6 protein-coding genes are annotated in these 6,004 nt (G+C 67.4%); 1 reads left to right on the forward strand and 5 read right to left on the reverse strand.

Features of this window, described 5'->3' with window-relative positions:
- The 4 genes from ACRDUX_RS01185 to ACRDUX_RS01200 form a co-directional block, all read right to left on the reverse strand.
- Window positions 1-729, reverse strand: a 729-nt coding sequence (locus tag ACRDUX_RS01185; RefSeq protein ID WP_526410211.1) for an alcohol dehydrogenase catalytic domain-containing protein, incomplete at its 3' end; no start/stop codon positions are given.
- Between the two features lie 65 nt (window positions 730-794).
- Window positions 795-2,027: a sugar ABC transporter permease gene (locus ACRDUX_RS01190; RefSeq protein WP_526410213.1), complete on the reverse strand. Its 1,233-nt coding sequence runs from the start codon at window positions 2,025-2,027 to the stop codon at window positions 795-797.
- Entirely contained in the window at window positions 2,024-2,857 is an 834-nt protein-coding gene (locus ACRDUX_RS01195; protein WP_526410215.1) for an ATP-binding cassette domain-containing protein, read from the reverse strand. The genes ACRDUX_RS01190 and ACRDUX_RS01195 overlap by 4 nt, the downstream gene beginning before the upstream one ends.
- Window positions 2,854-3,930, reverse strand: a complete 1,077-nt coding sequence (locus tag ACRDUX_RS01200) for an ABC transporter substrate-binding protein (RefSeq protein ID WP_526410217.1) — start codon at window positions 3,928-3,930, stop codon at window positions 2,854-2,856. The genes ACRDUX_RS01195 and ACRDUX_RS01200 overlap by 4 nt, the downstream gene beginning before the upstream one ends.
- Window positions 3,931-4,023: 93 nt before the next feature.
- Between ACRDUX_RS01200 and ACRDUX_RS01205 the strand changes: the two genes are divergently transcribed.
- A complete protein-coding gene (locus tag ACRDUX_RS01205; protein WP_526410219.1) occupies window positions 4,024-5,100 on the forward strand; it encodes a LacI family DNA-binding transcriptional regulator in 1,077 nt (358 codons plus the stop codon).
- Here the strand turns inward: ACRDUX_RS01205 and ACRDUX_RS01210 are convergent.
- Window positions 5,060-5,962 carry an IclR family transcriptional regulator gene (locus ACRDUX_RS01210; protein WP_526410221.1) on the reverse strand — a complete coding sequence of 301 codons (903 nt, stop codon included), beginning with the start codon at window positions 5,960-5,962 and terminating at the stop codon, window positions 5,060-5,062. The genes ACRDUX_RS01205 and ACRDUX_RS01210 overlap by 41 nt on opposite strands.
- Window positions 5,963-6,004 lie beyond the last annotated feature (42 nt).

A 6,004-nucleotide genomic window follows, 5' to 3' on the forward strand; every position in this document is an offset into this window, starting at 1 on the left:
GGCCATCCCGGCGGCCAATGCGCCTGGCGCGCCCGAGCACTCGAGTAGCACGTCGAACGTCCGGTCGCCGACGACTTCCGGTGTCTCTGTGGCGAAACCCATTCGCTTGGCGATCCCTCGCCGGAACTCGGACGGGTCGACGACGGTCACCGAGCCCGCCCCGAACGCGCGGGCGACGGAGGCCGCCAGCAGCCCGACGGGCCCGGCACCGCTGACCAGGACGTGATCACCCGCCGTCAGGTTCGCTCGCTTGCACCCCCAGATCCCCACCGAGAGCGGCTCGAGCAGGGCCCCTTGCTCATAGGTCATCTCGGGCGGAATCGGGTAGAGGTTGCGGGCGTCGATCGCCATCAGCTCCATCAGCGCGCCGTCATACGGCGGGGTGGCCAGGAAGACCAAGTCGGGACACAGGTGGTAGCGGCCCGCCGTGCACTCCCCGCAGTTGCGGCACGGGGTACCCGGTTCGATGGCGACGCGGTCGCCGACGGCCACGTTCGTCACCTCGCTGCCGATCTTGGCGACCTCCCCGGACACCTCGTGGCCGAGCACGATCGGGCCGTCGACGATGTAGTCGCCGATCCTTCCGATCTTGAAGTAGGCGGTGTCCGATCCGCAGACCCCGACGGCATGGATCCGCACCACCGCCTGCATGGGGCCGGGCTCTGGTTCTGGAAGTTCCTGAATCTCAATTTGTTCGAGCTTCGTCATCACCGCTGCGCGATTGGTCACTAGTCGCCTCCTTGGGTCTGGGGTGGACGGGAATTCAGGCATCTTGGCGAGCGAAGCGACGGGGGTCAGGCACGGCCGTGCGATGCCCGTGACTTGCGTGCCACCGAGTCGATGGCGACCGCGACGGCCAGCACCAGCCCGGTGATGATGAAGCGGTACGACGAGTCGAGGTTCAGCAGCGTCAGCCCGCTGGCGATCGCCGCGATGACGAGCGTGCCAAGCAGCGCCGAGAACGCGCTGCCGCGGCCGCCGAACAGACTGGTGCCGCCGATCACCGCGGCCGCGATCGCGTTGAGGTTCACGTCGCCAGTGCCGCTGGACAGGTTCGCCGAGGCCAGTCGCGCCGCGGCCAGGATGCCGCCGACGCAGGCGAGGAACGAACAGACCGCGAACGCGGTGAGGTAGATCCGTCGCACGTTGATGCCCGCGCGGCGGGCCGCCTCCTCGTTGCCGCCGATCGCGAGCAGGCTGCGCCCCCACGTGGTGCGCGTGAACGCGTAGTGCAGCACCAGCACCAGCGCGACGAACAGCACCACCATCCAGCCGACACCGCGTTCCTGGTTGAGGTACCAGGCGAACAGCCCGAGGGCCACGACGAGGGCTACCGAGCGCAGCACCAGATAGTTCATCGACTGCGCGGAAAGGTTTGCCTTCCTTCGCCGTTGGCGTCGCTCGAAGCCGCTGACGAACAGGCCGACGCCGACCAGTGCGGCCAGCGCGTACGACAGCCACGCCGGTACGAACGAGAGCTGGGCGAAGTGGACCAGCGTCGAGTCGAACGGCAGGTTGACCGAGCCCTGGTCGCCGAGGATCGCCAACTGCAGGCCGAGGAAGGCGAGCAGCCCGGACAGTGACGCCACGAAGCTCGGCATGCCGAAGCGGGTGAGCGCAATGCCGTAGACGAGCCCGATCAGGAGCGCGACCGCGCACGCCAGCGCGACCGCGAGCACCCAATTCCAGCCGTGCCGGACGAACAGCACGCCCACGATCGCCCCCGACAACCCGCTGACCGAGCCGACCGAGAGGTCGATCTCACCGACCAACAGCACGCAGACGATGCCGAGCGAGATGATGCCGACCGCACAGGAATCCAGCGTCAGGTTCACCAGATTCGCGCTGGACAGGAAGACCGGGTTGAGCGACTGGAAGATGGTGCAGATCACCAGCAGACCAACGACCACCGGCAGGACGCCGACGTCGCCCGCCTTGACGCTGCGCCAGAACGACCGCAGTGCGCCGCCGAAGCCGGCTTCGTGGTGGAGTCGCTCGTCGCTCCGGTCGAGCGCGGTCGCGGTCATGGTGTCCCCGCTTCCAGGTCATCGATACCCTCGGCGCTGGTGCGGCCGCGGCGTCGGGTGACCGCGTTGTCCGATGCGCCGGTGATGGCGGCGACCAGCTGCTCGGTGGTGACGGTCGCCGCGTCGAACTCGCCGTTGTTGCGGCCGAGGCGCAGCACGACGATGCGGTCGGCAACGGCGCGGACGTCCTCCATGTTGTGACTGACCATCACGACGCCGAGCCCGCGCTGTTTGACCCGTTCGATCAGGTCGAGCACCTCCGCGGTCTGGGCCACACCGAGCGCTGCGGTCGGTTCGTCGAGGATGATCATCTTGGGCTCGCCGAGCAGTGACCGGGCGATGGCCACCGTCTGGCGCTGCCCGCCCGACAGCGACGCGACCGGGATGCGCACGGTGGGTATTCGAGCGGACAACTGCTGCAACAGGTTCCAGGCCTGAACCTCCATCTCGGTCTCGTCGAGTCGCCACGGGTTGAGCTCGCGCCCGAGGAAGAGGTTGTCGACCACGTCGAGGTTCTCGCACAGCGCCAGGTCTTGGAAGACGGTGGCGATGCCGAGCTGGATGGCGGCACTCGGATCGGTGATCGCGACGGTGTTGCCCGCGAAGGTGACCGCGCCCGAATCCGGCTGGTGCACACCGGCCAGGACCTTGACGAGCGTGGACTTGCCAGCACCGTTGTCGCCGACGAGGGCGACGACTTCCCCTGCGCTGACGTCGAGTTCGATGTCGGTCAGCGCGTTCACCGCCCCGAAGTACTTGTTGACGCCCCGGAGGCTGAGCAGGCTGGTGGTCGGTGGAGCTGCTGCGGCGCCGGAGGCGACCGCCGTCACGTGAGGCCCAGCCGGGCGCACGCCGCCGCGTACTCGGCCGTGCAGAGCTCGGAGGCAGGCGTGATGTTCTTGTCGATGATCTCGGCCTTGAGGTTCTCCTGCGTCACCAGCGTCGGGGTGAAGAGTTCGGCGGGGGAGTCGAAGATGGTGGTCTTGGGCTCCGGCGTCTCACCCTTGAGCAGCTTGTCCGCGACTTCGGCCGCTGCGCCGCCGACGATCTCGCTCGGCTTGCTGATGGTGTTGTACTGGTCGCCCGCGATGATGAGCTGCAGGCCCGCGACCGTTGCGTCGTTACCGCTGACCGGAGGAACGGGGTTGATGCCCGCGGCCTTGAGCGCGGCGATCGCGCCACCTGCCGTGCCGTCGTTCGCCGCCACGATGCCGACGATCCTCGGCCCGAACTGAGCGATCTGCCCGGCCACCCACTTCTGGGCATTCTCGGGCTTCCACTCGACGGTGTCGTACTCACCGAGCACCGGCACACCGCTGTTGTCGACGGCGGAGTGGACGCCCTTCTTGATGAGGCCGGCGGCCGCGTCGGTCGGCGAACCGTTGACGATCAGGACGCCCGCGCCGGGAGGGAGCGGTTGGCTCTTGACCTTCTCGATCAGCGACGTCCCGATCTGCTTGCCGATGTCCTCGTTGTCGAAGGACACGTAGTAGTCGACCTTGGTATCCGGGATCGGCCGGTCGTAGGCGATGACCTTCACGCCCTGGCCCTTCGCCGAGTTGACCAGCGATGCGGCCGCGGCGGAGTCGACAGGGTCCAACACGACGACCTTGGCGCCCTGCGCCACCGCCGAGTTGAACTGCTGCTGTTGCTTGTCGGCGCTTCCGTCCGCGTTGTTGTACAGCGGCTTGCAGTCCGCGCACAGCTCCTTGAGCTTCTTTTCGAAGCCGGGCCGGTCGTGGAGTTCGTAGCGGGTCGAGCCGGTGTCGGGCATGAGGAACGCGACGGTTCCGCCGCTCCCTCCGCTCGAGCCGGAGTTGCTGCCGCAACCAGCGGCGGCGGTGGCCGCGATCAGCAGTGCGCCGGCAGTGGCACACCATCTCGTTCGCTTCGAACTCGTCATGGTCCATCTCCTTTGGTGTCCGGTCAGAGGTCGCTCAACAGGTTTTGAATCGTGTCAACTGTTAGTGGCGAGGGTAGGATCCGCCATTGAATCGTGTCAAGCATCACATTCCCCAAACCCTTGAGAGGCAGCGCACAGGTGAACCGTGACCGGCCGAGGCGCGCGACGACGAAGGACGTCGCGGATCGCGCGGGAGTGTCACAGGGGACGGTGTCCAATTTCCTCAATCATCCGGAGTGGGTCAGCGCGCCCAAGCGCGAAGTGGTCGAGCGGGCAATCGCCGAGCTGGGGTACGTCCGGCACGAGGCGGCCAGGCACCTGCGGACGGGTTACTCGCAAACGATCGGAATGCTTCTTCTCGACACGGACAACCCAGGATTCATCGACGCCGCTCACGGCGTCGAGGACTACGCGATCGAGCGCGGCTGGAACGTGCTCATCGCCAACAGTGCGCGTGATCTGGGGCGGGAGCGCGCCTACTTGAGGGTTTACGCCGAGGCTCGGGTCGCTGGCGTGATCGTCGTGCCACACGACGAGTTCGACCAGGGCTCGCACGACATCCGGTCGGGCGGAATGCCCGCCGTCGTGATCGATCGCCTCGAGACCGGGGAGGGCAACATCTCGGTCGGCGTCAACGACCTCGTGGGGGGCCGCCTCGCCGGCGAGCACCTCGTCGAACTCGGCCACCGGCGCATCGCATTCGTCGGCGACGCCTCGACGGCGACCCCGGTGCACGACCGCATGCTCGGGCTGCGCGACGCGGTGACCAACGCCGGCGGCGTTCTTGACGTCCTGCCGACCGAACTGAGCGTCGATGGCGGGCGCTCCGTTGGCACCAGGCTCGCCGGCCTCGAGCCGTCGCGTCGTCCAACGGCGCTGGTTGCGGCCATCGACCTCATCGCCTTCGGGCTGCTACAGGCGCTGCTCCAACAGGGCGCTCGGGTGCCCGACGACATCTCCCTGGTCGGCTACGACGACGTCCCGATCAGCAGGCAGCTCTCCGTGCCGTTGACGTCCGTGCGGCGCCCGCACTACGAGATGGGCTCGATGGCTGCCGAACTCCTGCTCGCCGTGATATCTGGCGAGTCGCCACCGCGCAGGCACGTCGTGTTCGACCCCGAACTGGTCGTCAGGTCCTCGACTGCGCCTCACCGCTCAATCGACGGGTGAGGATCTCGGCGGTGTTCAGCAGGCCGCGTGCCAGCGTGGTGATCTCGGTATCGGTGAGTCCTCGACCGATCTGCAGCGACACCACCATCACCTGGCGCCGGTGGTGGTCGAACACCGGTGCAGAGATGACGCTGATGTCCGTACGGGCACTGCGGCGTCCGTCGGTGTTCCTCTCGCTCCGTAGGTAGACGCGTTCGCCGACGTCGGAGACCATCTCTCCGAGGAGTGCCTGCAGCTCCTGCGGCAGGGTGGTCGACATGCCTGCCATCAAGGCGTAGAGGCGGCGGCCGCCGGGGGTGAGACGCTCGACGAGATATCCCGCCGTGCGGCATTCGGCGATGACGCGCTGCAACCGCTCGGTGTCGGTGCGCAGCGGGATCGTCGGCTCCTTGGCCAGCCAGGTGCGCAACGCCTCGTCGTCCCACAGCACGAACATCAGGCCCACCGGCGGGGCGAACGGATAGCTCTGTCCCACCCGTACCCCGACGTCGGCCCCCGGCGGTCCGAATAGTTCGAGCAGGGTGATGCGGTCGTCGATCACCGTGGACAGTGCAGCGGTGGTGTCGTACGTCGTCGAGAGGCGCCGTAGTTCCTCGCGTGCCGCGGGGTTCACCCGCATGGACTCCTGTGCCGTGTGGCCGAGCGAGATCAACTTCGGACCAAGCCGATACGTCTTGTCGACCTCGTCGCGGACGAGGTAACGCGATTCGGTCAGCGTGGTGACGATGCCGAGGCACGTTGGCTTGCTCAGACCGAGGCGACGGGCCAGTTCGGAGAGGCCGAAGCGGTCGTGCGGGTGCTCGGCGAGGAAGTCGAGCACGGCGACGACGCGTTCGGTCGGGGGTGAGGCCCTGTCCGCCATACCCACCGCCCGTTGACTCGAAATAGAACACGTTCTAGTGTC

Origin of the sequence: Mycobacterium sp. (assembly GCF_050701675.1) — a bacterium.
Taxonomy (GTDB): Bacteria; Actinomycetota; Actinomycetes; order Mycobacteriales; family Mycobacteriaceae; genus Mycobacterium.